19 protein-coding genes and 1 pseudogene are annotated in these 22,199 nt (G+C 70.4%); 3 read left to right on the top strand and 17 right to left on the bottom strand.

What is annotated here, in order from left to right:
- Nucleotides 1–18: 18 nt before the first annotated feature.
- The 7 genes from IE263_RS29225 to IE263_RS29195 all read right to left on the bottom strand — a co-directional run bounded on the left by IE263_RS29225 (nt 19) and on the right by IE263_RS29195 (nt 9,471).
- The gene (locus IE263_RS29225; protein WP_189940814.1) at nt 19–1,572 is read right to left on the bottom strand and encodes a cytochrome ubiquinol oxidase subunit I; all 1,554 of its coding nucleotides are present in this window, start codon (nt 1,570–1,572) and stop codon (nt 19–21) included.
- A gap of 500 nt (nt 1,573–2,072) precedes the next feature.
- A complete protein-coding gene (locus tag IE263_RS29220; RefSeq protein ID WP_189940813.1) occupies nt 2,073–2,954 on the bottom strand; it encodes a universal stress protein in 882 nt (293 codons plus the stop codon).
- Between the two features lie 293 nt (nt 2,955–3,247).
- The gene (locus IE263_RS29215) at nt 3,248–4,144 is read right to left on the bottom strand and encodes a universal stress protein (RefSeq protein WP_189940812.1); all 897 of its coding nucleotides are present in this window, start codon (nt 4,142–4,144) and stop codon (nt 3,248–3,250) included.
- A 20-nt stretch (nt 4,145–4,164) separates the two neighbouring features.
- Nucleotides 4,165–5,067, bottom strand: a complete 903-nt coding sequence (locus IE263_RS29210) for a universal stress protein (protein ID WP_189940811.1) — start codon at nt 5,065–5,067, stop codon at nt 4,165–4,167.
- A gap of 229 nt (nt 5,068–5,296) precedes the next feature.
- Nucleotides 5,297–7,666 carry a glycoside hydrolase family 65 protein gene (locus tag IE263_RS29205; RefSeq protein WP_189940810.1) on the bottom strand — a complete coding sequence of 790 codons (2,370 nt, stop codon included), beginning with the start codon at nt 7,664–7,666 and terminating at the stop codon, nt 5,297–5,299.
- Complete coding sequence (locus IE263_RS29200; protein ID WP_189940809.1) at nt 7,663–8,439, bottom strand: HAD family hydrolase; 777 nt, start codon at nt 8,437–8,439, stop codon at nt 7,663–7,665. The genes IE263_RS29205 and IE263_RS29200 overlap by 4 nt, the downstream gene beginning before the upstream one ends.
- A gap of 156 nt (nt 8,440–8,595) precedes the next feature.
- Nucleotides 8,596–9,471, bottom strand: coding sequence for a universal stress protein (locus IE263_RS29195; protein ID WP_189940808.1), 876 nt, complete (start codon nt 9,469–9,471; stop codon nt 8,596–8,598).
- Nucleotides 9,472–10,056: 585 nt separating this feature from the next.
- On the opposite strand from IE263_RS29195, the gene IE263_RS29190 reads away from it, so the two are divergent.
- Nucleotides 10,057–10,569, top strand: a complete 513-nt coding sequence (locus IE263_RS29190) for a universal stress protein (protein ID WP_189940807.1) — start codon at nt 10,057–10,059, stop codon at nt 10,567–10,569.
- Nucleotides 10,570–10,654: 85 nt separating this feature from the next.
- On the top strand, nt 10,655–11,164 hold the full coding sequence (locus IE263_RS29185) for a flavodoxin domain-containing protein (protein ID WP_189940806.1): 510 nt from the start codon (nt 10,655–10,657) through the stop codon (nt 11,162–11,164).
- A 22-nt stretch (nt 11,165–11,186) separates the two neighbouring features.
- Here the strand turns inward: IE263_RS29185 and IE263_RS29180 are convergent, their stop codons facing one another.
- The 4 genes from IE263_RS29180 to IE263_RS29165 form a co-directional block, all read right to left on the bottom strand.
- Nucleotides 11,187–12,095: a 2-oxo acid dehydrogenase subunit E2 gene (locus IE263_RS29180; RefSeq protein ID WP_189940805.1), complete on the bottom strand. Its 909-nt coding sequence runs from the start codon at nt 12,093–12,095 to the stop codon at nt 11,187–11,189.
- Nucleotides 12,096–12,118: 23 nt separating this feature from the next.
- A complete protein-coding gene (locus IE263_RS29175) occupies nt 12,119–12,625 on the bottom strand; it encodes a DUF1579 family protein (protein ID WP_189940804.1) in 507 nt (168 codons plus the stop codon).
- A gap of 11 nt (nt 12,626–12,636) precedes the next feature.
- Nucleotides 12,637–12,834 (bottom strand): hypothetical protein, encoded by a 198-nt coding sequence (locus IE263_RS29170; RefSeq protein WP_189940803.1) that lies wholly within the window; start codon nt 12,832–12,834, stop codon nt 12,637–12,639.
- Between the two features lie 223 nt (nt 12,835–13,057).
- Nucleotides 13,058–14,494 carry an MBL fold metallo-hydrolase RNA specificity domain-containing protein gene (locus IE263_RS29165; protein WP_189940802.1) on the bottom strand — a complete coding sequence of 479 codons (1,437 nt, stop codon included), beginning with the start codon at nt 14,492–14,494 and terminating at the stop codon, nt 13,058–13,060.
- A gap of 356 nt (nt 14,495–14,850) precedes the next feature.
- Here IE263_RS29165 and IE263_RS29160 point away from each other — a divergent pair, with 356 nt between their 5' ends.
- A complete protein-coding gene (locus IE263_RS29160) occupies nt 14,851–15,969 on the top strand; it encodes an ABC transporter ATP-binding protein (RefSeq protein WP_189940801.1) in 1,119 nt (372 codons plus the stop codon).
- Between the two features lie 331 nt (nt 15,970–16,300).
- Here IE263_RS29160 and IE263_RS29155 read toward each other — a convergent pair whose 3' ends face one another.
- The 6 genes and pseudogenes from IE263_RS29155 to IE263_RS29135 form a co-directional block, all read right to left on the bottom strand.
- Complete coding sequence (locus IE263_RS29155; protein WP_189940800.1) at nt 16,301–17,719, bottom strand: NAD(P)(+) transhydrogenase (Re/Si-specific) subunit beta; 1,419 nt, start codon at nt 17,717–17,719, stop codon at nt 16,301–16,303.
- Nucleotides 17,720–17,724: 5 nt separating this feature from the next.
- On the bottom strand, nt 17,725–18,057 hold the full coding sequence (locus tag IE263_RS29150; RefSeq protein WP_189940799.1) for an NAD(P) transhydrogenase subunit alpha part 2: 333 nt from the start codon (nt 18,055–18,057) through the stop codon (nt 17,725–17,727).
- On the bottom strand, nt 18,054–19,169 hold the full coding sequence (locus IE263_RS29145; protein ID WP_189940798.1) for an NAD(P) transhydrogenase subunit alpha: 1,116 nt from the start codon (nt 19,167–19,169) through the stop codon (nt 18,054–18,056). The genes IE263_RS29150 and IE263_RS29145 overlap by 4 nt, the downstream gene beginning before the upstream one ends.
- 48 nt (nt 19,170–19,217) lie before the next feature.
- A complete protein-coding gene (locus IE263_RS29140) occupies nt 19,218–20,231 on the bottom strand; it encodes a zinc-dependent alcohol dehydrogenase (RefSeq protein WP_229911234.1) in 1,014 nt (337 codons plus the stop codon).
- A gap of 66 nt (nt 20,232–20,297) precedes the next feature.
- Nucleotides 20,298–20,627: pseudogene (locus IE263_RS49570) on the bottom strand (DUF779 domain-containing protein); the annotation flags it as partial.
- Between the two features lie 49 nt (nt 20,628–20,676).
- Nucleotides 20,677–22,197 carry an aldehyde dehydrogenase family protein gene (locus IE263_RS29135; RefSeq protein ID WP_189940796.1) on the bottom strand — a complete coding sequence of 507 codons (1,521 nt, stop codon included), beginning with the start codon at nt 22,195–22,197 and terminating at the stop codon, nt 20,677–20,679.
- Nucleotides 22,198–22,199 lie beyond the last annotated feature (2 nt).

The following is a 22,199-nucleotide window of genomic DNA, read 5'->3' as shown; positions in this document are numbered from 1 at the left end:
CGTGTCTCTCCGGAGGTCTCAGTAGGCGAAGGTCATCGGGCGGTCGGCGTCCTCGTCGGCGGCCGGGCCGCGGAGCGAGGGCACTTCCGGCGGCGGCTGTTCGTCGACGGGGCCCGCCTTGGCGTACTTGACCAGCAGCTTCACTTCGACGACGGCGAGTACGGCATACAGGGCGGTGAAGACGCTCAGCGAGGTGATCTGCTCGGCGACGGAGACGCCCGGCGAGACCGCGTCGGCGGTGGTCATCAACCCGAACACGGTCCACGGCTGGCGGCCCATCTCGGTGAAGATCCAGCCGAAGGAGTTGGCGACCAGCGGGAAGCCCATGGTGAGGACGGCGAGACGCCAGGCCCAGGTGTTCAGGGCCGGGCCCAGCTCCCGGTTCGGGGTGAGCATCAGCAACGGCACCTCGTCCTCGCCGCGCCTCTTGCCGTCGGCCAGCCACCGCTTCTTCCGGGTCAGCCACAGCCCGACCAGCCCGATGGCGAAGGAGGCCATGCCGAAGCCGATCATCCACCGGAACGACCAGTAAGCGGTGGGGATGCTGGGCTTGTAGTCCTCGGCCAGATCGCCGTACTTCGCCTTCTCCAGTGCCTCGACGGAGCTGATGCCGGGGACGGCGTCGTCGAAGTTGCCCTTGGCCAGGTACGACAGCAGTCCGGGAATCTCGATCTCCACGCTGTTGCGGCCCTCGGCGACGTCGCCGTACGCGAAGAGGGAGAAGGGCGCCGACTCCTCGGTCTCCCACAGCGCTTCGGCAGCCGCCATCTTCATGGGCTGCTGCTCGTACATCACCTTCGCGAGCGCGTCGCCGCTGACCGCCGTGCCGAGGCCGGCGATGACGACCGTCACGAGGCCGAGACGCAGCGAGGTGCGCATGGTGGCGATCCGGCCCGGGGTGTCAGGCTCAGTGGCCTCCTTGGCGGCCTTCGACGTGCGGCGCAACTGGTACGCGGCGATTCCGACGATGAAGGCGCCCCCGGTGAGGAAGGCCGCGGTGAGGGTGTGGAAGACGACGACCAGGGTGGTCTTCTGGAACAGCACGGCCGCGATGTCGTTGAGTTCGGCGCGCCCGGTGGCCTCGTTGATCTCGTATCCGACCGGGTGCTGCATCCAGGAGTTGGCGGCCAGGATGAAGTACGCCGACAGGAAGGTGCCGATCGCGACCAGCCAGATGCAGGCCAGGTGGATCTTCCGGGGGAGCTTGTCCCAGCCGAAGATCCACAGGCCGATGAAGGTGGACTCGAAGAAGAACGCGAGCAGCGCCTCCATGGCGAGCGGGGCGCCGAAGACGTCACCGACGAACTTCGAGTAGGCCGACCAGTTCATGCCGAACTGGAACTCCTGCACGATGCCGGTGGCAACCCCCATCGCGACGTTGATCAGGAAGAGCTTGCCCCAGAAGCGGGTGGACTTGAAGTACTTGTCCCTGCCCGTGCGCACCCAGGCGGTCTGCAGCCCCGCGACGAGGAAGGCCAGGCTGATGGTCAGCGGGACGAACAGGAAGTGGTAGACGGTCGTGATGCCGAACTGCCATCGGGCCACGGTCTCCTGAGCCAGCGCCAGCTCCACGGCGGGCCTCCTCGTGTACGGGGTCGCGCGCACCCCGGGAACGGGGGTCGGCAGGGGGATGGACCGGACCGGCCATGGAGGGTGCCGGCCCGTGGACGACACCTTCGCGGGTGGGCGTACCGCCAGGACAGGCGCCGTACGGTCCTGCCACTGGGGCCGAACGGCCCACAGTCCTGCCTCGGCTCCGGGGCCTGTCGGCCTCTCTGCCGCCGCGGATCCACGGCGACGGCAGGGAGGCGCCGCGACCACGATCGACGAGGGCCGGTCGGACCGGCCCTCGTGCCCAACAGCCCGCTGACGCCGGTCACGACCACGGGGGAGCGTGGGCGCCGCAGTTCGATCAGGCGGCGACGGCAGCGAGGAGAGGGGCGATGGCGAAGGCGTATCCAGGGGGAGCGGTGTCGCGGCCATGTTCGCGGCTGTCTTCCTAGCCGATGCCGCCTCCATCACGTCCCGGACGTCCCCGGCGTGTGGGCCACTCGGCCCTCAGCCACTCGGCCTCAGTCGTGCGGCACGACGGCGACGGGCGCGGCGGCGTGGTGGATCACGCCGTGAGTGACCGGACCGATGCGCATGCCGAGGGCCGGCCGGTGCGTCTCGCGTCCGACCACCACAAGACCGGCGTTGCGGGCGGCCTGGAGTACGACTTCCGCGGCCGACGCGAGATCGATCGTCTGGACGACCTTTACCTGGGGATACCGCTTCTGCCAGGGCTTGAGGGAATCCGAGAGTTCCTGTTCGACCCGGGCCTCCCAGCCGCCGTCGTCGTCCCCGATGCGCAGGGCGGCGGGGTTGTACCCGAACACTGGCGGACGGCTCCAGGCGTGCACGGCACGCAGCGTCGCCCCGCGAGCGGCCGCGGCGGAGAAGGCGAACTCGAGCAGTTCTTCGGAGGGCTTGTCGCGGTCCTGGATCCCGACGACCACCTCGCCACTGTCCGGCTCCGCGCCATCGGCGGCCGAGCGGTCCTTGGCCCGCACGAGCACCACGGGGACGTTCGTATGGGCGAGGACGTGCTGCCCGACGGAGCCGAGGAGGAAACCGGCGATGGCGCCGTGTCCACGTGAGCCGAGTACCAGCATCTCGGCGCCCTCCGCCCGTTCCAGCAGCGCCCGCGTCGCCAGACCGGACACCTGCCCGACGGTGACCGGCAGATCCGGATACTTCGCCACGAGGTCCTGCCTGGCCTCGTTCAGCAGCTGCTGCGCCCACTGCTTCTGGGCTTCCGATTCCTGGGCTGAAGGAACGTCGACAGGCCGCCAGATCCAGGCGGTGACCAGGCTCAACGGCAAGCCGCGGCGTCGCGCCTCGCGGGCGGCCCAGTCGGCGGCGGCGCGGCTCTCGGGGGAACCGTCGAGGCCGACGACGATGGGGGAAAGCATGGGAGGTACCTCCAGTATCCGGTCGTGTCAGGTCGTGCCTGATGCGAAGGCCGCCGGCGCACGCGCCCGGCCTTGAGGAGGTCCACGGCATCCAGGCAGGTCCTCATCGGTTCCGCGTGAACCGCTGGAGCGCGCCGCAGCCCCCTCGTGACTCATCGTTGCGGGGCACGTCCTGCGTGCCCAGGGGCCGCTGGGCCCTCATCACGGCCACGCGGCCCTCAGAGCGAGGCCGCGTCGACACCAGGCCGCCGGCACGCCGAGGGCCGCCGTCACGCACTAGGCGGTCTGCCGGGTCAGTCGTGCGGGATCACGGCGATGGGGCAGGTCACGTGGTGGATCAGTGCGTGGGCCACCGGGCCGGTGTGGGAACCGACGGCGGCTCGGCGCCTGCGGCGGCCCACCACCAGCAGGCCCGCTCCGCCTGCCGCCTTCACGAGGACCTGGGCCGCGCGCCCCTCATACAGGGTGTCGCGCACGAAGACGCCGGGAAACTTGTCGCGCCAGGGGGCGAGCAGCGCCGCGAGTTCCCTTTCCGCGTTCTCCCTGATCAGCCCGCGCTCCTCAGCGTCGGGGATGCCACGTCCAAAGGGCACGTGCCAGGCGTGCACGACGCGCAGGGGAGCCCCTCGCAACTGCGCGGCGCGGAAAGCGAATTCCAGCACGGCATCGCACGGACGACCCACGTCGACTGCGACCGCGACGTCGCGGTACGGCGTGCGGGCCGAGGGCTTCCCGGACCCGTCCGGCACGTGTTCGCGCTCGGCCGTGTCATCGGCGCGTACGAGGACGACCGGTCCTGCGGCGTGTGCCACGGTCGCCATGGCCACCGAGCCTGCGAGGAGCCCTTCGACGCGGCCCAGGCCCTGGCTGCCGATCACGAGGAGCTCGGCGTTGTCGCTCTCCGCGAGCAGCGCCGGCCCCGGTGGCAGGGGCACCTGTTCGGCGGCGATATGCACCTGCGGGTAGCACTCGTTGAGGCGGTCGCCGGCGCCGCGCAGCACCCGGCGTGCCTGGTCCTGTGGCGCCCTCAGTTCCGGCAGGGTTGCCTCCGTCTCCTCCTCGGGGAGGCCTTCACGGGCGTGCACCAGACGTAGCGGCAGTCCTCGCCGCAGTGCTTCCCTGGCGGCCCAGCCGGCTGCCGCGAGGCTCTCGCGCGAACCGTCCAGACCGGCCACGACTGGATTGAGCACGGCTGTCACCTCCTCCGTCCTCACTCATGGGGTACGACGGCCACGGGGCAGCCGACGTGATGGATGACGGCGTGGGTGACGGGTCCGGTGCGTGGACCCACCGGCCGTTCGGCCAGCCGGTGGCCGACGACGAGGAGGCTCGCTCCGGAAGCGGCCCGGATCAGCGCGGTCGGAGCCTTGCCCTCCGACACCGACTCCACAACCTCGACGTCGGGGTACTTGTCGCGCCATATCTGGAGCACGGCGGACAGGAAGCCCTGCCACTCCTCCTCGCGCGTCGGGTCACTCACCAGGCCGATGTCCCCGGGCCCCAGGCTGAGCGGGGAAGGCGCGCGCCAGGCATGGACGACCCGCAGCCTGGTGCGACGCAGCCGGGCCGCAGCGAAGGCGAACTCGATCACCTCGTCGCACCGGTCTGCGAGGTCGAGGCCCAGTACCACGTCCCGGTATCCGGTCCGGGTGGAGGCGCTCCCGTCGTCCGCGGGAAGGTGCTCGTCCGCCGCATCCTCCCCCGACCGTACGAGGACGACGGGACGCGTGGCCCTCGCCACCACGTCCTGCGCGACCGAGCCCACGACGAAACCGGCGAGGCCGCTCAGCCCACGCGAGCCCAGCACCAGCAGGTCGGCCTGCTCGGCCGCCTTCACCAGGGCCACGGCGGCGGGTCCCTCGACCTGCTCGTCGTACAGGCGCACGCCGGGGACGGCACCGCGGATCCGCTCCTCCGCCTGGCGCAGGGAGCGCCCGGCCAGATACCGCTGGGCGGCGTTGGCGGGTACGCCATCGCTCTGGCGGGGGTGCCAGTTCCAGGCGTGCACCAGCCGCAGCGGTCGGTCGCGCCGTTCGGCCTCGCGGGCAGCCCACTCGGCTGCGGCCAGGCTCTCGGCGGATCCGTCGACTCCGGCGATCACGGGCTGAAGCATGACGCGCACCTCCGACACTCTCGGTCATTCTCGGTCTGTTCCTCATGACCAGCGTCACGCCACGGCGGCCGGGCCGGGAGGGGCTGTCCGGGGCCTCGCCCGGGGCCATCCGGCCCATCCTCAGCGACTGTTCACCGGGGACTGTTCACCGGGCCGGGGGAAGCCGTACGACGTCGTGCGGCACACCAGTGCCCGCAAGTACCCGCTTGCCGTCGCCCCGGCGTGACGGTCAGTCCTGGAGCACCAATCGGCAGGTCTCCCCGGGCTGGACGCAGACCGCGCGATCGGGCAGCCGTACGTCGATCGGAGCCTCGTCGGACGACGGCACGGCGATCTCCAGCCGACCGCGTTCCAGTCGCAGCCGTACACCCCAGTGGCCCTGGTAGCGGAGGGCGAACCCGTACGAGGACAGCTCCGGCAGCGGCACGGGGTTGAGCCACAACGCCCCGCCCCTGGTCTCCAGCCCGGTCAGCCCGCGCTGCACCAGGTCGAGCGTGCCGGCCATGGCGCCCAGGTGGATGCCCTCGCCCGTGGTGCCACCCTGGACGTCGGCGATGTCACCCTTTAGGGCCTCCAGACAGAATTTCCAGGCTTCGGCGCGCCGGGCCCGGGCCAGGACCCAGCCGTGGACCAGGCCACTGAGGGTGGAGCCGTGGCTGGTGCGGGCCAGGTAGTAGTCGACGGTTCGTTGCCAGGTGTCCTCGTCGAGCCGGTAGCCCAACCTGCTGAAGAGGCCCTGGAGTTCGGTCGGCGAGAAGAGGTAGCCGAGCATCAGCACGTCGGCCTGCTTGGATGCCCGGTAGCGGTTGACGGTGTCTCCCTCCGCCTCCAGGATCCGGTCGAGCCGTCGGATGTCGTCGTAGCGCTTCCGGTAGCCGTCCCAGTCGAGTTCGGCGAGGTCGCCGTAGCCGGCGAACTGGCTGACGACGTCGTCGTGGAAGGGCACATGGAGAGTGCGGGAGACGTCCTCCCACTGTTCGAGTTCGCCGCCGTCCAGGCCGGTGCGCTCGACGAGTTCGCGGCGACGGGGCTCGGGCAGGGCGCGCAGCACCTCCAGAGTGCGGGTGAGCACCCACGCGGCCGTGACGTTGGTGTACGCGTTGTCGTCGAGGCCGGGTTGCTGCGCGTCGGGGTAGGCGTCGTGGTACTCGTCGGGACCGACCACGCCGCGGATGCGGTGCCGCCGGAGGTTCTCGTCGTAGACGGCCGAGTCCGCCCAGAAACGGGCGACCTGCAGCAGCATCTCGGCGCCCTTGGTGTGCAGGAACTCGGCGTCGCCGCTCGCCTCGCAGTACTGCCACACGTTGTACGCGATCGCCGACCCGACGTGGTGCTGGAGCCGGGAGTGGTCCGGCAGCCAGCGCCCCGAGCGCGGGTTGAGGTGCAGTTGCTGCGTCTCCTCGCGGCCGTCGCTGCCGCTCTGCCACGGAAACAGGGCGCCCCGTCGACCGACCGCGCGGGCCGCGGAACAGGCCCGGTCGAGGCGCCGGTGGCGGTAGCGCAGCAGAGCCCGGGACACCTCCGGGAAGTGCAGGTTGAGGTACGGCAGCACGAACAGCTCGTCCCAAAAGACGTGCCCGCGGTACGCCTCGCCGTGCAGTCCCCGGGCCGGGACCCCCACATCGAGGTCGGCGGTGTGCGGCGACAGCGTCTGCAGCACGTGGAACAGGTGCAGCCGCAGGATGTTGCCCGCCTCCCCGTCGACGTCGAGATCGGCCCGGCGCCACAGCTGGTCCCAGGCCGTGAGGTGTGCTTCGAGCAACTCGTCGAAGCCTGCCGCCCCGCCGACACGGTCGATCGCGGCGTACAGGGGATCGCTGATCGCGGGGTCTCGTGAGGTATGCAGGGCGACGGTCTTGTCGACGGTGACGGTGCGGCCGGGGGACAGCCGCAGTCGCACCCGCTGGATGGCGCGCGGGGATGCGTGGCGCGTGGTGACGGGAGTGTCTGCGGTGAGCCGGGCGGCCATGCCGATCCGGATGTCCGAGGTACGGGTACGGCAGCGCAGCCACACCGTGTCGGGCACGGCGGTGCCGGTGTGCACGTGGGTCAGATGGCGGCCGTCCAAGTCCCGGTAGCGCGGCACGCCGGCGTTGGTGACACCGCCGTCGAGGAAGGCCTCGACCTCGAGTTCGCCGGAGAACCCGTCCGCCGTGAACTCCGTGCGCAGGGCGGCGAGATGGGGGTCGGCCATGTGTACGAGACGCTGCTGACGTACGGACAGCGTGCGTCCGTCGCCGAGGTCGTACTGCGTCCGGCGCTCCAGCAGACCCGAGGCCAGATGCAGCACCTGACGGTGCTCGAGCACCGTCGCGGTGTCCGGCGTGAGCCACTGCCCGTCAGTGAGGCGGAAGCGCAGCGGTAGCCAGTTCGGGAGGTTGACCATGTCCTCGTTCTCGACCCGGCGTCCCGCCACGTCGGAGGTGAGCCGGTTGTAGCAGCCGGCCGCGTAGGTGCCCGGGTAGTGCACCGCGTCCGCGGCGCACTCGGGGAGCACCCCTCGGGTGGCGAAGTAGCCATTGCCAAGCGTGCAGAGCGACTCCCGCAGACGTTCGTCCGCGGGATCGTAGCCCTCGTACTCGCAGGTCCAGCCCGTCACGTCGGTGTCCCTCCCGCGAGCAGCTCTCCGAGATCCCGTACGACGATGTCGGCGCCGTGTCGCAGCAGCCTCTCAGCGGTGTCCGGGCCGGCGGTCCGATCCACGCCGACCACGAGGGCGAACCCACCGCGACGGCCCGCCTCGACGCCCGCCAGCGCGTCCTCGACGACCGCGGCACGGTCGGCGGGGACACCGAGGCGGCGGGCCGCCTCCAGAAACAGGTCGGGTTGCGGCTTGCCCGGCAGTCCCAGCTGGGCCGCCTCACCTCCGTCGACGAGCGCGTCGAAGAGGTCCAGTACCCCGGCGTGGCCGAGGAGTTCACGGGCATGGCGGGAGGCGGACACGGCGGCCACGGGCACCCCGGCCCGGCGCAGGGCGCGCACCAGCCGTACCGTGCCGGGATACGCGTCGACGCCGTGCTCGCGCAGCTGCTCCGTGAACAGCCGTTCCTTGTCCGCGGCGACGGCCTGTACTGTCTCGTCCGACGACGCGAAGCCTCGTGAGGCCAGGAAGGCGGCGGCGCCGTCGATGCGTGACTTGCCGTCCACGTACCGCAGGTAGTCGTCCTGCAGATCGAACGGGCGCCGCAGGTCGAGGTTCTCGGGCGGGTGCTCGCGCAGGAAGGCGTCGAATGCGGTCTTCCACGCCGCAGCGTGCACCCGGGCCGAGTCCGTGATCACACCGTCGGTGTCGAGGACGACGGCTCGGACGTCCCGGAGCAAGGGCGCGAGTGCGGCGCGGGACGCCGGGGACCCGGCGACCGGGGCGTTCACGGCCGCTGCCTTGCCGTGTGGGCGGTGAGGACGGGCAGCCGCTTGCCGGAGCCGCACTCGTCGCCGTGCCGGCCGAGGCCGTCGATCGCGACGGGGATCGTCATACGTACTCCCTGGCGAGTAGGGCCGAGCCGGACGAGGAGGTGTGGTTCACGGTCAGTCCCGTTGCGGCACGATCGCCACGGGGCAGTCCGCGTGATGGAGCAGCGTGTGCCCCACCCGGCCCAGCTGGAGGCCGAAGTGACCGTGCCTGCGCCGGGCACCGATGATCAGAAGGTCTGCAGCGGCGGAGCGGTTCAGCAACACCTTGCGGGCCGGTCCTTCGACCGTGGCACGGCGCACCCGGACACTCGGATGGTCCACGACGACGTCCTGAAGAAGAGCGTCCAGCAGGGTGGACGCCTGCTCCTCGTGGTAATGCGCGGGCTCCCCGACCAGCAGGGGATGGTCGGCGGTCTCGTGCGCGGGGCAGCGCCAGGCTCGTACGACATCCAGGGTGCACTTGCGCGCTTCGGCCTCGTCGAAAGCGAAGCGCACCGCTTCACCGTACGACGAGGGCTCCCCCGCACCGAGCAGGATCCGCTCGTGGGTACCGGCCAAGCCGGCCTTGTCACCCCGGACCACGATCACCGGGCAGTGGGCGCGGGCTGCCACTGTCAGGCTGACCGAGCCGAGGAGCAGCTCCTTCAGCGCGCCGCGGCCGCGTGCTCCCGTCACGAGGGCAAAGGCGTTGCGGCCTGCGCGCAGAAGGCCGTCCACCGCCTCCTCGGGCACCACCTCGGTGGAGACCTTCACGTCCGCGTTGCGCCGTCGGGCGCGCTCCGCCGCGGATCCGACGATGTTCTCCACCATCACCTCCTCGGACGGGCGCTCCGGGCTGTCCGGAGAGACAGCACCTTCGTAGCGTTCCCACAGAGAGGCGTACAGCAGACGCAGCGGCAGGCCGCGCCTGGCCGCTTCGTCCACCGCCCAGTCGACCGCCAGAAGACTCGAATCCGATCCGTCGACGCCCACGACCAGGGGCAGTGCCATCTCCCTCACCACCTTTCGCTGGGCTGCGGAGATCGCGCAGCAGAGCGTTCCGTCATCACCGTCGCACCCCCGGCCGGGCGGCAACAGGGGCGTTTCGGGCCCTTGCGCGGGACGTTCGGCCCATGCCGCCGTACTCCGCAGGCGGCGCAGGATGGTCACGGGCCCGAAGCAGGGGGAGCGGGAGCACGGCTGCCGTCCTTGGTCTTGGTCACCGGTGTTCGGAGGCGAGTTCCGTCACAACGGCGGCGGCGTGGGCAGGGCCGTGTTCACACGACCGAAGGAGCACGCGATCCGCCGTTCTTCCCCAGGCCGTCAACTCCGTTCGAGCGGGGGAGAGCCCCTTCCGCCCGGCGCCGCCCTGGAGACATACCACTGCGTCCCGGGTCGGCTGGTCGGCCCATGGGAGAACGCCGAGCTCGCTGTGGCGCACGCCGCCGCGCACGCAAAGCCAGCGTCGCCGTACCGAGTCGCCTGCGACCACCGCCGACAAGGGACCGTTCGGCACCTGGACGGGGCCCCACGGCCCACGCCTCGCCCACCCGGTTCGGGTCATCGTCGAAACAAGAGGCCATCGAGGAGGCTGCCATGACCGAACTCGCCCGCGGCAACAGCATCGTGGTGGGCGTCGACGGGTCCGAGGCGTCCATGGCCGCGCTGCGCTGGGCCTTCGAGCAGGCCGGTGCTCTGCGCGCGGACGTCGTCGCCGTACATGCCTGGGAACCGGCGGGGCGCAGCATGGCCCCCTATGCACCCGCGTCAGCGTGTCCGACCCCCGCCGATGAGCGGGTCCAGGCCGCGGAGCTGCTCGCCGCGACGGTGCGGGAGGTTTTCGGCCCACAGGTCGACGGTGCCGTACGCGCCGTCCTAGTGGAGGGCCCGCCCGCGCGGGTACTGGTGCAGCAGGCGAGCGGCGCCCTGTTGCTCGCCCTCGGGCGCAGGGCACACGGACAGTACGGTCAGCCCGCGATCGGCGCGGTCGGCCGTGCCTGCCTGCGGAACGCGGCGGTCCCTGTGGTGGCGGTGCCCGCCACGGAGCGGGCCGCGACGCCGCTCGCGGTCGTCGTGGCATCCCCTCTCACCCGAAGCGGTGCCGCGTAGCCGGCGGTGAAGTGGGTCGTGCCCTCGGGCACCGCGGACTCGGCCCCCGGAGCTTGCCGAAGTCAAGGAACGTCGAGGTGACGTCATGGACATCCTGGTGGGCTACGCGACCGCGCACGGCTCGACGCGCGAGATCGCCGAGCGACTGGCCACCAAGCTGAGCGAGGCGGGACTCAAAGCCGAGGCTCGGTCCATGGAGACGGTGGACGACGCCGACGCGTACAACGCGTTCGTCCTGGGCAGCGCCGTCCACGGACAGACCTGGCTGGACTCGGCCAAGGACTTCATACGTCATAACCTCGACATACTGGGCTCCCGGCCCGTATGGATCTTCAGCGTCGGCATGCCAGGCGCGCTGCGCGGACCCTGGAAGCGCATGGCGGACAAGGAGATCCCGGTGATCGTCGAGAGTCTGCCCGGTGACCTGTCGTACCAGGACCATCGGCTGTTCTCCGGTGTCGTAGGACGGGACCAGCTGCCTGTCACCGGACGCATCCTGTTCCACCTGTTGGGCGGCCGGTTCGGCGACTACCGGGACTGGGACGCCATCGACTCCTGGGCCTCCGGGATCGCCGACGGACTGGCCCGCGGATGAGGCAGGACGGCGACGGCAGGGCTCACCCGGGTCCGCCGGAGCCCTGCCCCTGTTCGTCATCGTCCGTGCGCAGCGGCTCGGCGTGCTCGATGAGGCGGCGGAGATCCGCCACGAACCGGGCGGCGGGTGCGCCGTCGATCACGTTGTGGTCGAAGGTGATGGTCAGGTCCAGCACGTCACGGGCCTCGATCCGCCCGTCCACGACGCGGGGCCGCCGGGTCATCCCGCCAATGACCACCTGGAGGGGCATCAGTGTGGGCGGGGCGATACCGAACCCGCCGCCGGCGCCGAACATGCCGACCGCCGTGACCGCGACGGTTCCCGTCAGCTGCCGTAGCCGCACGGACCGGGCCAGCACCGCGTACATCGCCGGCACCAGGCCGGGCACCCGGGTCATGGCGGGGCCGAAGCGATCGAGCATCCGTCCTGTGCCCGTCACCGAGTGATCGGCCTTGACCGCGCGGAGCTCTGCTGTGAGGTCCCGGACGTCCCGCGCGTCGGCGTCCCGCAGGACGTGCGGGAGGGCGAAGGGACCCTGGCCCGTCTCGACTTCCACCAGGGTGGTCACGTCGACGTGCTGATGGCGGACGAGGCTGCCGCGCCAGTTCCGGTAGGCGTGCGTGTCGGGGTGCGCTGCCGCGGACCGGGCGACGGACGCCACCACGAACGCGGTGAACGAGACCGGCCTGTCGGCGACGGCGAGCAGGTTCCGCGCCGTCGTGACGTCGAGTTCGATGAGGCTGTGCATGGGTGCCATGCGCCGACCGGCCCGCTCGGCGGCGACCACCAGCCGTCGGCTGGACGGAAACGGTTCGATGTCGATGCGGCGCGGTCGGCCCCCGGTGCCTGTGGCGATCGTCATGGTCGGTGGAAGGACGTCGCCGGTGGGCGGCGAGCCGGGCTCGTCGCTCCTCTCGCCGTACCTGCGCATGACGTTCCTCCCGTGACCGGGTGCTACACAGGCGTGCAGTGATACGCCTCGACCAGCGTCCAGGGGCCGCCGTCCACCGACGTCTCGTTCCGCCACAGCACGTCCAGCGGATCCGTCGCGTCCCACATCAGGCGCAGCCGGAACGTCGGCTCACCGATCGCCTCGAAGGCGAGCCTATCGCCGTCGATGTGCCCGCGCATGAGGCTGCAGCGGCCGGCGTTGTCCGCGAACGTCGCCCGGTAGCCGCCGGACGCCGGGTCCCAGCCGACAACCCAGTGCAGTTGCCACGTCAGCATGGGGGTGCCGTCGAGCAGGAACTGGTCCTGCTCATAGGTCCCCACGATCCAGCGGCCGTCCTGGATGCGCTCGTGCCTGCCCGAGCCCCGGGCGGTCATCGCCGGTGTTCCGGGACCCATGCCGCCCGTTTCCACGACGGCGGTCCGCGTCATGTCCCGGCAGAAGCGGGCCAGCGCTTTCATTTCCGGTTCTGCGACGTTCGGCTTGGGGATCATGTCAGGGTCGGCGACCATGGCCGCGCCGCTCAGGTGTGGACGGAAGCGCGGTGGTCCGCGACCGTCGACGCCGCCCCGACCTGTTCCGGCTGCCTGCGGACGCGACGACGCAGGAGCCGAACCGCCAGCGCGTCGAACGATGCGGTGAGGACACATGTCACACCGATCGCCACGACCAGCAGAACGGCGAACCGCTCCCAGAACTCCGGTGTCAGACTCGTACCCACTGTCCTGGCTCCCTTCGGATCGGCGTCGTTCTTCTCACTCCCAGCCAACTCCGATACGGATTCCGGCACATGGGCCGATAGGCCCGGGCAGAGGCCGCGAGTGGCCCTGTGCCGGGCCGTGCGGGCCGGTCCGTGACCGCTGCCTCATCGCCGTGCGGCGGAACACGGACGAAGCTCTCCACACCGACCGGGCGACTCGCCGTGGAGCCGGCGGCCTTCCCTGTCACCGGACGAGTACGCGCTCCCCGGAGCGCGGTACGACGGCGGCCCAGCCCAGGGTCCGGTCGATGCGGTCACGCAGGGCGCCAGCTGCGTCGGGCTCACCGTGCACCAGGTAGGTGGTGTGCGGGGCGGGGGCGCCGCGCAGCCAGTCGATGATCTGGGTGGCGTCGGCGTGGGCCGAGAAGTGCGGTACGTCGGCGATCTGAGCGCGCACCGGCACGTACTCACCGAACATCTTGAGCGCCTTGGCGCCGTCGACCAGGTCCCGGGCACGCGTGCCCTGAGCGGCGAAGCCCACCACGACGACGGCGTTGCGCGGGTCGGGCAGCAGACGTCGGAGGTGGTGCAGGACGCGGCCTCCGGTGGCCATGCCGGACGCCGAGACGATGATGGCGGGTCCGCCCGCGCGGCTGATGTCGACGGACTCCTGGATCGACCGCACGGCGAGGAACGGCTCGGGACTCAGCGCGGCCGTGCCCGCCGCCGTCACCTCCGGGCGCAACTCGGGATCCCGGGTGAGGATGGCGTCCCGGTAGACATCGAGGGCGGCGAGAGCCATCGGGCTGTCGACGTACACGGGAACGGCTGCCGGGATCCGGCCGGCCCGGCGGAGTTCGGCGAGTTCGTGCAGGACGACCTCGGTGCGGTCGAGGGCGAAGGCCGGGATGACGACGGTGCCGCCGCGGGCGAGGGTACGGCTCAGCACGTCGGCGAAGTGTGTCCGTCCCGCCTCGTCTTCGTGGCGACGGTTGCCGTACGTCGACTCCATGAGCAATACATCCGCTCCGGAGAACGGCTCCGGAGGGCACAGCAGCGGATGGCCGGGGCGGCCCAGGTCGCCGCTGACGGCCAGCGTATGTCCGTCCTCGAAGGTCAGCCGGGCCCAGGCCGATCCGAGGATGTGGCCGGCGGGGTGCAGCGTGAGCCTGGTTCCGGCGGCGATGTCGGTCGATGTGCAGGTCGGTACCGGGTCGACGAGTTCGAGGGTGCGGTCAACGTCTGAGTCGTCGTACAGCGGCTGTGCCGGCCGGTGTTTGGACCAGCCGTGCTCGTTGGCATGCCGGGCGGTCTCTGTCTGCAGCTTGGCGCTGTCCCGCAGCACGATCTCCATGAGGCGGGCGCTGGACTCCGTCGTCACGATCCGTCCCCGGAAGCCGTGACGGACGAGTCGGGGCAGATATCCGCAGTGGTCGAGGTGGGCGTGGGTGACGACCACCGCCTCGATGTCCGCGGCGTCGCAGGGCAGGCCGCGCCAGTTGCGCCGGCGCAGGTCGGCGAGGCCCTGGAAGAGCCCGCAGTCCACGAGGACGCGGGCGCGGTCGCTCTCGACGAGGAACTTGCTGCCGGTGACTGTTCCCACGCCGCCCAGGAACGTGAGCAGTGCGGGCCGGGGGTGCGCTTCCGGCCGAGCCGTCGGGCGAGGTACCACAGTGGTCATGACGTCGGTCTCCTCAGAGTCGGGGCCGAACGGCCTTGGTGGTTCCCCAGCTTGCGAGGACATGGATGCCGTGCCATGGGCCGATGGGTCCCTGGGCTGGGTCTGGGCGGCCTTTCCTGCCTTGGCGCGTATCCCTGTGGGCCGCCGACCGTGCCGAAGGGGCCGACAGCGGTCGTGCTTCGTGCCGCACGCCGACAGCACCGACCGGCCCATAGGCGGGGACGTCGAGGACCTGCCGCGCCAGTGGGCGCCGTTCGAACCTGAGGGTGTAACGCACCGTCAGGCGCAGGAAGCCCCTCACTCCGTGTCGGATCCTCCGATGCACCGCTGAGGGGCCGTCAGGGAGGGGAAAAATCATGGCGTCCGTCACCTTCGACAAGGCAACGCGGCTGTTCCCGAAGATGAGCCATCCGGCCGTCGACGCGCTCGATCTCGAGATCGCCGACGGCGAGTTCATGGTCCTTGTGGGCCCGTCGGGCTGCGGCAAGTCCACTACGTTGCGCATGCTCGCCGGGCTGGAGGACGTCGACTCCGGGACGATCCGTATCGGCGACCGGGACGTGACCCATCTGCCGCCCAAGGAACGCGACATCGCGATGGTGTTCCAGAACTACGCGCTCTACCCGCACATGACGACGGCGGACAACATGGGCTTCGCTCTGAAGATCGCGAAGGTGCACAAGGACGACGTCCGGCGCCGCGTCGCCGAGGCCGCAGGCATCCTCGGTCTCGACGACTACCTCGGCCGCAAGCCCAAGTCCCTCTCCGGTGGCCAGCGCCAGCGGGTCGCGATGGGACGGGCCATCGTCCGCGAACCGCAGGTCTTCCTCATGGACGAGCCGCTGTCCAACCTGGACGCGAAGCTGCGGGTCCAGACCCGAACGCAGATCGCCTCGCTGCAACGACGACTCGGCACCACCACGGTCTACGTCACCCACGACCAGGTCGAGGCTCTGACCATGGGGGACCGTGTGGCCGTCATGAAGGACGGCGTGCTGCAGCAGGTGGGCACGCCCAGGGAGGTGTTCCAGCGCCCCGCGAACGCGTTCGTCGGCGGATTCATCGGCTCGCCCGCGATGAATCTCTTCCGTCTCCCGCTCACCGCGAACGGGATCGATCTGGGCGGGCTGGTCCTGCCGCTGCCCCGGTCGGCATTGCGGGCGGCAGATGAGGAGGGCTCAACGGAGGTCGTCCTCGGCGTCCGGCCCGAGCAGTTCGCCATCGTTTCCCGGGAGGACAGCGAGACGCCTGGACTGGATGTCGTGGTCGACGCGGTCGAGGACACCGGCGCCGTCACGTATCTCCACACGACCGCGAAGGTCGGCACGGAAGCCGCAGAGGTGGTCGTCCGTGCCCCGGGACGGCAGTCGTACGACAAGGGGGAGGAGTTGCGCGTCGCCGTCGATCCGACTGCCGTGCATCTGTTCTCGGCGAAGACGGATCTCCGGCTGCCGACCGAAGAAGCCGCCACCTGAAACAGGGACACGCCACCGAGCCCGTGCGTGACGCGCTCGCGGGCAGCGTCACGACGCTGCCCGCTGCCTGCCTGCCTGCCTGCCTGAACTGACCGACACGACACCAACGGCCCGCTGCGAAAGCACTCCCTTGGGCGCCGACCTTCCGGCCCACGGCCCCGGCGCGTGGCTGCCGTCGCCGCCGGACTCAACGGCCGTCCACGCAAGGCGCTCGGCCGGGAGACCCGGCCGAGCGCCTGCACAGACGGCTCGCCGCATGACATAGCCTGACGACGTTTCGCGACGATCAGTGGGATCCGCCGTTACCGCCGGAGCGCTGCCGTGGCGGCGGTCAGCGGACGAACTCCCCGACAGCTGCCTTCAGTTCGGACAGTCCCTTCTTGGCGTCGGTGAAGAACATGCCGGTCTTCGGGTCTGTGTAGAGCTCGTTGTCGATGCCCGCGTAGCCGTGGCCCATCGAGCGCTTGATGACGACGATGCTCTTGGCCTTGTCGACGTCGAGGATCGGCATGCCGGAGATCGCGTTGCCGGGGCGGCGGGCGATCGGGTTGGTGACGTCGTTCGCGCCGATGACGAGAGCGACGTCTGCCTGCGGGAACTCGGGGTTGACGTCGTCCATCTCCTTCAACTGTGTGTAGGGCACGTTGGCCTCCGCCAGGAGGACATTCATGTGTCCCGGCATGCGCCCTGCGACGGGGTGGACGGCATAGCTGACGTCGACGCCGTGGTCCGTCAGCGTCTTGGCCAGGTCGCCGAGTTCGTGCTGTGCCTGGGCGGCGGCCAGACCGTACCCCGGGACGAAGATGACCTTGCTCGCGTACGCCAGCTGGATCGCCACGTCGTCCGCGGAGACCGACCGCACCTGGGCGGGTGCTCCGCCTGTGTCGGCCGTCGCCGGAGCGCTGTCGCCGGTGCCGAAGCCGCCGACGATGATGTTGGCGATGGAGCGGTTCATGGCGTCGGCCATCAGCTTGGTGAGGATGCCGCCCGAGGCGCTGACGAGCATTCCGGCGATGATGAGCGCGGTCTCGTCGAGCACGAAGCCCGCCATCGCGACAGCGGACCCCGTGAAGGCGTTCAGTAGGGAGATGACCACGGGCATGTCGGCGCCGCCGATGGGCAGCACCATCGTCACGCCGAAGAGCAGGGCCACGACGACGAGTCCGTACAGCGCGATCTGGCTGTCGGGCGCCAGCACCAGCCATGCCGTGCCGGCGACGAAGGAGGCCGGCAGCAGGACGTTGAGCAGCCGGGCCCCCGGGAAGACCACCGGAGCGCCGGAGACGATGCCCTGCAGCTTGCCCGCCGCGATCAGTGATCCGGAGAAGGTGACGGCGCCGATGACGATGTCCAGCGCGCCCGGCAGGGAGACGCGTGCGCCCAGGGCGGCCGGGTGGTCGGTCTGGAGGAGGTCGCCCACCGCGATGAGCGCGGCAGCGCCGCCGCCCACGGCGTTGAAGAGACTTACCAGCTGCGGCATGGCCGTCATCTGGACTTCCCTCGCGGCCCACAGGCCGAGCGCCGCGCCCAGGACGCCTCCCGAGATCAGGACGAGCCAGCCGGTGCTGCTGATCACGTTCTCGTCCATGATCAGCCACACGGTGGCGGCGATCGCGAGGGCCATGGCTCCCGCGGAGAGGGTGTTGCCGCGGCGTGCCGTGCGCGGGTGGTTCATCAGGTGCAGGCCCATCACGAAGCAGGCGGCCGCGGCCAGGAAGATGTAGTGGACGGCGTTGGAGACGGTGTCCATGGCGGTCACACCTCCGCCTTCTCGAGTGTGTCAGCGGCTGGCTTCTCGGTGGCCGGCCTGGACTTGAACATCTCCAGCATCCGGTCCGTGACGACGTATCCACCGACGACGTTCATGGCCCCGAACACCATGGCCACGAAGGCCAGGGTGTAGCCGAGCCAGGTGTGCGACTCGGCCGCGATCAGCATCGCGCCGATGACGACGATGCCGTGCACCGAGTTGGAGCCGGACATCAGCGGGGTGTGCAGGGTCGCCGGGACCTTGCTGATGACCTCGATGCCGACCAGGACGCTCAGCACGAACACGGTGATCGCGGTGAGGAGATCGAGGTTGTTCATGATGACGCTCCTCCCAGGAGTGCGGCCGTGATCTCGTCGGCCGGGTCGAGGACCAGTTCGCCGTCGCGCACGAGGTGGCGCAGCAGGGCGACGAGGTTGCGGGCGTACGCCGTGGACGCGGCGGTCGCCATCGCGGACGGCAGGCGTCCGGCGCCGATGAGGGTGACTCCGTTGTCCAGGACGGTGGTCTTGTCGGGCTCGGTGCCCTCGACGTTGCCGCCGAGTTCGCTCGCGGCCAGGTCGACGACGACCGAGCCGGGCTTCATCCGCTCGACCACGGCCGCAGTCACCAGCAACGGCGGCTTGCGTCCCGGTACTTGGGCCGTGGTGATGACGATCTCGGAGCGGGCGATGTGCGCGTCGAGCGCCTCCCGCTGGGCCCGCTGTTCCTGTTCGGTCAACTCCCGTGCGTAGCCGCCCTGTCCGGTGCCCGGTTCCCCGTTCGGCGGGCTCTGGATGTCGAGGAACCGGGCGCCGAGCGACTCCACCTCCCCTCGGGATGCGGGGCGTACGTCGTACGCCGAGACGACGGCGCCGAGGCGGCGGGCGGTGGCGATCGCCTGCAGCCCTGCCACTCCGGCACCAAGGACCAGGACCTGCGCCGGGCGCATGGTGCCCGCCGCGGTGGTCAGCATGGGAAAGAAGCGGTCGTACGAGTCGGCCGCCACCAGTGCCGCCTTGTAGCCGGCGACACTGGCCTGGGACGTCAGCGCGTCCATGGACTGGGCGCGGCTGAGGGTGCGCGGCAGCAGGTCGAGGCTCACCGTGCGGATACCACGTTCGGTTAGTTCCTTGACGAGACCGGGGTGCCGGAGCGGTTCGAGCAGACCGATGAGAGTCTGTCCGGTGCGCAGCGCCTCGGCGGTCTCCGCGTCGGGCGGGCCGACGCACAGGACAGCGTCCGCTCGCGCGTACAGCTCGTCCGGCGGTACGACGGTCGCGCCGACGTCGGTGTACTCGGCGTCGGTGAACCAGGCACCGGATCCGGCACCGGTCTCGATCAGGACGTCAAGTCCCGCCCGGCGCAGGAGGGTTACGGCCTCGGGGACGAGGGCGACACGGCGTTCGCCGGGCGCTCGCTCCCGTACGGCACCGATGATGAGGGTTGCCATGATCTGCTGCCTCTCCCTGTGACCCGGTGGTGCCGGGCCGCAGCACTCTCAGAACTCGAAGACGAGCCGCGCTTCGGCCCGTCCGCCGAGGACTTCGTCGAAGGACTCGTTGACCTCATCCAGGCGCCGCGGTTCGGCGATGACCTGGGTGCGTCCGGCGGCGTGCAGGGCGAACACCTCCGACAGGTCCTGGCGGGTGCCAACGATGGAGCCGATGACGGAGATCCCGCTGAGTACGGTTTCGAAGATGGGCACGTTGATCGCCGCGTTGTCGGCGGGCAGCCCGACCATCACCAGACGTCCGCCCCGGTTGAGGGACCGGTAGGCCTGCTCGAACGCCTTGGGCGAGGCGGCCAGCACGACGGCCACGTCCGCTCCTCCGGCCTTCTTGATCTCCTCGACCGGGTCGTGCGTACGGGCGTTGACGATCTGGTCGGCGCCGAGCCGGTGAGCCAGGCCCAGCTTGTCGGGTTCGAGGTCGACGGCGGTGACGAAGCCGCCCACGAGGCGTGCGTACTGGACGGCCAGGTGGCCGAGGCCGCCGACGCCGAAGACGGCGACCCGCTCGGCCGGCACCACGCGCGCGACCTTGATCGCCTTGTACGTGGTGACGCCGGCGCAGGTCAGCGGCGCCGCGTCGAACGACGACACGCCCTCGGGCACCGGGACCACCGCGCCTGCGTCGGCGACGGCGTACTCGGCGTAACAACCGTCCACGGAGTAGCCGGAGTTGACCTGGCTCTCGCAGAGGGTTTCCCAGCCGGAGACGCAGTAGCGGCAGGTGCCGCAGGACGAACCGAGCCACGGAATGGCGACCCTCTTGCCGACCAGCTCGGCGGAGACGCCCTCGCCGACAGCCTGCACGGGGCCGACGCCCTCGTGACCGGGGATGAACGGCGGCTGCGGCTTGACCGGCCAGTCGCCGTGGGCCGCGTGGATGTCGGTGTGGCAGAGGCCGGAGGCCTCCATGCGGACGAGCACCTGGCCGGGGCCGGGCTCGGGGACGGGAAGGTCCTGGATCTCCAGGGGCTTCCCGAGGTCGGTGACGACTGCTGCCTTCATGATCTGCTCCTCGACTGGGGTGTATGCCGGAACCCGGCTCTCTGCCGGGTCCTCGATCCGTGTGACGAAACGCAGCCCGTCCCCTGCTGCGAGGGAGAAGCCGCCCGGTGTTCCCTCTTCGACGTCCAGGACGAGGCGGGGGCGGCCGAGCGCCTCGTACAGGTCGGCGTCGATGTGGAAGGTGCCGCCGTCCAGGACGCCGAGCAGCATGTCGCCCTCACCGAGGGCGAATTCGCCGCCCGGGAAGCACATCGGGTCGCTGCCGTCGCAGCAGCCGCCGGACTGGACGAACATCACCGGCCGGCCGTGGGCGACGCGCAGGGCCCTGATGGCCCGGTGCGCCGCCCGGGTGGCGGTGACGCGCCCGGCGTTGCCGTTCTGAAGCGTCGCGGGCATGTCGGTACACCCTTTCGGATCCGCTGGAATCGCCGGATGGCTGGTACGGCTAGAACAGCCCGAGCGGCTTGGTGCCGTAGCTGACCAGGAGGTTCTTGGTCTGGCTGTAGTGGTCGAGCATCATCTTGTGTGTCTCGCGGCCGATGCCGGAGACCTTGTAGCCACCGAACGCGGCACCCGCGGGGTACTGGTGGTAGCAGTTCGTCCAGACCCGGCCGGCCTTGATGGCGCGGCCCATCCGGAAGGTGCGGTTGGTGTCGCGGCTCCACACGCCGGCTCCGAGGCCGTACAGCGTGTCGTTGGCGATCTCGAGCGCCTCGGCCTCGTCCTTGAAGGTGGTGACCGCGAGGACGGGTCCGAAGATCTCCTCCTGGAAGACCCGCATCTTGTTGTGGCCCTTGAGGACGGTCGGCTCGTAGAAGTAGCCGTCCGCGAACTCCCCGCCGATCGCGGGACGGTGGCCGCCCGCGAGCAGTTCCGCGCCCTCCTTCAGACCGATCTCCACGTACGAGGCGATCTTCTCGACCTGCTGCCGGGAGACCTGGGGGCCGATCATGGTGGCGGGGTCGAGCGGGTCGCCCTGCTTGATGGCGCGGACCCGCTCCAGGCAGCGGGCCATGAACTCCTCGTAGATGTCCTCCTGGATGAGTGCGCGAGAGGGGCAGGTGCAGACCTCGCCCTTGTTGAACGCGTACAGCACGAGTCCTTCGACGGCCTTGTTCAGGAAGTCGTCGTCCTCGGCGGCCACGTCGTTGAAGAAGATGTTCGGCGACTTGCCGCCCAGCTCCAGGGTGACCGGGATGATGTTCTGGGCCGCGTACTGCATGATCAGCCGGCCGGTGGTGGTCTCGCCGGTGAAGGCGACCTTGGCGATGCGCTTGTTGGTGGCGAGCGCCTTGCCGATCTCGGCGCCGGGTCCGTTGACGACGTTGAGGACGCCCGGCGGCAGGTGGTCGCCGATGACCTCCATCAGCTTCAGGATCGACCACGGGGTCGGCGATGCCGGCTTGATGACCGTCGCGTTGCCAGCGGCGAGTGCCGGGGCGAGCTTCCACGCGGCCATCAGCAAGGGGAAGTTGAACGGGATGATCTGTCCGACCACGCCCAGCGGCTCGCGGAAGTGGTAGGCGATGGTCTCCTTGTCGATCTCGGTGATCGAGCTCTCCTCGGCGCGGATCGCGGCCGCGAAGTAGCGGAAGTGGTCGGCGGCGAGCGGGATGTCGGCGGCGAGGGTTTCGCGGACCGGCTTGCCGTTGTCCCAGCTTTCGGCGACGGCGAGTTCCTCGCGGTGCGCGTCGATGGCGTCGGCGACCGCGCTCAGCACCGCGGCCCGCTGCGTGGTGGACGCCTCGCCCCACTTGTCCTTCGCGGAGTGCGCGGCATCCAGGGCGAGTTCGATGTCTTCCGGTCCCGACTTCGGGACCTCGCAGATCGGCTTGGCGGTGGCGGGGCACAGGTTGGTGGAGTACTCACCCGTCGTGGGTGCCTCCCACTTGCCGCCGATGAAGTTCTCGTACCGGGGCGCGACGTCGACGGGGCTGCCCGTCCTGCCCGGAGGCTCGTACTTCATGA

Source organism: Streptomyces aurantiogriseus, assembly GCF_014649375.1.
GTDB lineage: Bacteria > Actinomycetota > Actinomycetes > Streptomycetales > Streptomycetaceae > Streptomyces > Streptomyces aurantiogriseus.
Note: the sequence above shows the minus strand (reverse complement) of the source record. Positions and strands in the feature narration are given on the sequence as shown.

What these genes read in the sequence shown, in the direction of transcription:
- IE263_RS29220 (WP_189940813.1), bottom strand. Translation starts at nt 2,954, where the DNA reads ATGCTTTCCCCCATCGTCGTCGGCCTCGACGGTTCCCCCGAGAGCCGC.
- IE263_RS29210 (WP_189940811.1), bottom strand. Translation starts at nt 5,067, where the DNA reads ATGCTTCAGCCCGTGATCGCCGGAGTCGACGGATCCGCCGAGAGCCTG.
- IE263_RS29195 (WP_189940808.1), bottom strand. Translation starts at nt 9,471, where the DNA reads ATGGCACTGCCCCTGGTCGTGGGCGTCGACGGATCGGATTCGAGTCTT.
- IE263_RS29190 (WP_189940807.1), top strand. Translation starts at nt 10,057, where the DNA reads ATGACCGAACTCGCCCGCGGCAACAGCATCGTGGTGGGCGTCGACGGG.
- IE263_RS29185 (WP_189940806.1), top strand. Translation starts at nt 10,655, where the DNA reads ATGGACATCCTGGTGGGCTACGCGACCGCGCACGGCTCGACGCGCGAG.
- IE263_RS29180 (WP_189940805.1), bottom strand. Translation starts at nt 12,095, where the DNA reads ATGCGCAGGTACGGCGAGAGGAGCGACGAGCCCGGCTCGCCGCCCACC.
- IE263_RS29175 (WP_189940804.1), bottom strand. Translation starts at nt 12,625, where the DNA reads ATGGTCGCCGACCCTGACATGATCCCCAAGCCGAACGTCGCAGAACCG.
- IE263_RS29165 (WP_189940802.1), bottom strand. Translation starts at nt 14,494, where the DNA reads ATGACCACTGTGGTACCTCGCCCGACGGCTCGGCCGGAAGCGCACCCC.
- IE263_RS29160 (WP_189940801.1), top strand. Translation starts at nt 14,851, where the DNA reads ATGGCGTCCGTCACCTTCGACAAGGCAACGCGGCTGTTCCCGAAGATG.
- IE263_RS29155 (WP_189940800.1), bottom strand. Translation starts at nt 17,719, where the DNA reads ATGGACACCGTCTCCAACGCCGTCCACTACATCTTCCTGGCCGCGGCC.
- IE263_RS29150 (WP_189940799.1), bottom strand. Translation starts at nt 18,057, where the DNA reads ATGAACAACCTCGATCTCCTCACCGCGATCACCGTGTTCGTGCTGAGC.
- IE263_RS29145 (WP_189940798.1), bottom strand. Translation starts at nt 19,169, where the DNA reads ATGGCAACCCTCATCATCGGTGCCGTACGGGAGCGAGCGCCCGGCGAA.
- IE263_RS29140 (WP_229911234.1), bottom strand. Translation starts at nt 20,231, where the DNA reads ATGAAGGCAGCAGTCGTCACCGACCTCGGGAAGCCCCTGGAGATCCAG.
- IE263_RS29135 (WP_189940796.1), bottom strand. Translation starts at nt 22,197, where the DNA reads ATGAAGTACGAGCCTCCGGGCAGGACGGGCAGCCCCGTCGACGTCGCG.